Origin of the sequence: Nocardia sp. NPDC002869 (assembly GCF_046764065.1) — a bacterium.
Taxonomy (GTDB): Bacteria; Actinomycetota; Actinomycetes; order Mycobacteriales; family Mycobacteriaceae; genus Nocardia; species Nocardia rhamnosiphila.
The window spans coordinates 1-1,614 of sequence record NZ_JBKOOL010000332.1 but is presented as its reverse complement, the minus strand read 5'-3'; the positions used below and the strand labels follow the sequence as shown (position 1 = coordinate 1,614).

1 protein-coding gene is annotated in these 1,614 nt (G+C 64.9%); it reads right to left on the bottom strand.

What is annotated here, in order from left to right; all coding sequences use genetic code 11:
* Nucleotides 1–71: 71 nt before the first annotated feature.
* Nucleotides 72–1,319: an acyl-CoA dehydrogenase family protein gene (locus ACLML9_RS28710; protein WP_411948423.1), complete on the bottom strand. Its 1,248-nt coding sequence runs from the start codon at nt 1,317–1,319 to the stop codon at nt 72–74.
* Nucleotides 1,320–1,614: the final 295 nt, after the last annotated feature.

The window sequence follows — 1,614 nt, the reverse complement described above, 5'->3', positions numbered from 1 at the left end:
CGCCTTCGGCGGCGCGGAGTCGAGGCCCCCTCGGTCCCGCCGTTCCGGGAGGCGGCGTCGCCGGTCGAGTCTCAGTGCCCGAGCAGCCCCTTCGCTACGTGGGTCACCTGGATCTCATTGCTGCCCGCGTAGATCATGAGTGATTTCGCGTCGCGAGCCAGCTGCTCCACCCGGTATTCCGACATGTAGCCGTTACCGCCGAACAGCTGCACCGCCTCCATCGCCACCTCGGTCGCGATCTCCGACGAGTACAGCTTCACGGCCGAGGCCTCCGAAAGGCTCAGCGGTTTACCGGCCCGCCCGCGCTCGATGATGTTGAACACCATGTTCTGCACATTGATCCGGGCGACCTCCATCTTCGCCAGTTTGAGCTGGATGAGCTGGAAGCGGCCGATCTCCTGGCCCCACAGTTTCCGGTTGCGGGCGTAATCGGTGCACAAGCGCAGGCATTCGTTGATCACACCCAGGGCCATGAACCCGATACCGACCCGCTCGGCCACGAAACTGGATTTGGCGCTCTCCCGGCCGTCGCCGCCGCGGTGCTCCTCGGTTTCGCCGAGCAATCGGTCGCGGCCGAGACGGACGTTATCGAAGAAGAGCTCCCCGGTGGGCGAGGCGTGCAGGCCCATCTTCTTGAAGGGTTTGCCCTGGGTGAGCCCCTCCATCCCCGCGTCGAGCACAAAGGTGAGCACCTTGCGGTCACGGGACGGGGTGCCGTCGCCCTCGTCCAGTTTCGCGTAGACGACCAGGGTGTCGGCGAAGGGACCGTTGGTGATGAATGTCTTCTGACCGTTGAGGATGTAGTCCTCACCGTCACGTCGCACGTAGGTCTTCATCCCGCCGAACGCGTCCGATCCGGAATCGGGTTCGGTGATGGCCCAGCACGCGATCTTGCGGAGGCCGACGATATCGGGCACCCACCGCTGCTGCTGGGCGAGTGTGCCCCGGGACAGGATGGTGGCGCCGCCGAGTCCGGTGCTCACCCCGAGCGAGCTGCACAGACCCATACAGACGCCGGAGAGCTCGCTGGTCAGCACGGCCATCATCGTCTGCTGATCGAAACCGCCGCCGGACCCGTCCTTGTCCGCCGCGGCGGGCTTCTCCGTCCCGTCGGCAGCCGCCTGCTTCGCCGCCAGCTGCTTGTTCAGCGCCTCTTCGGCCATGGCGCCGATACCGAAATCCGCGTACAGCTTGCGCAGGATCGGATAGGGCAGCATTTCCCCGCTGTCCAGTGCGTCCAGGTGGGGTCGCACTTCCTTATCGATGAACTTCCGCACCGCGTCGCGGACCATCAGGTCGGTTTCGGACCATTCGAACATCGTCGTCCTCCGGAATCACCAGCAGCATTACGGTGTAAACCACCGAGCGGACACACCGTCGCATCCGCCTTGTCGACACCCTGCCAGCTCTCGGCGAACACGGCACCGAAACCGACAAATGACAACTAGAACCCCGGGCACTCCCCGCAACCGAGCCCGATACGGATCCGACCCTCGAATGCCGACGCAACCCGCATGCGTCGAGTTCTACGAGACACCTCAAAGGGTTGAGGCCCGTCTCGCCGTTTCGGCCTCGAAGCGCATGCGCCGCAGGCGCGAGTCTCGAGGCCGAAAC

Excerpts from the sequence above, each read along its gene's own strand:
- ACLML9_RS28710 (WP_411948423.1), bottom strand. The coding sequence starts at position 1,319 with ATGTTCGAATGGTCCGAAACCGACCTGATGGTCCGCGACGCGGTGCGG.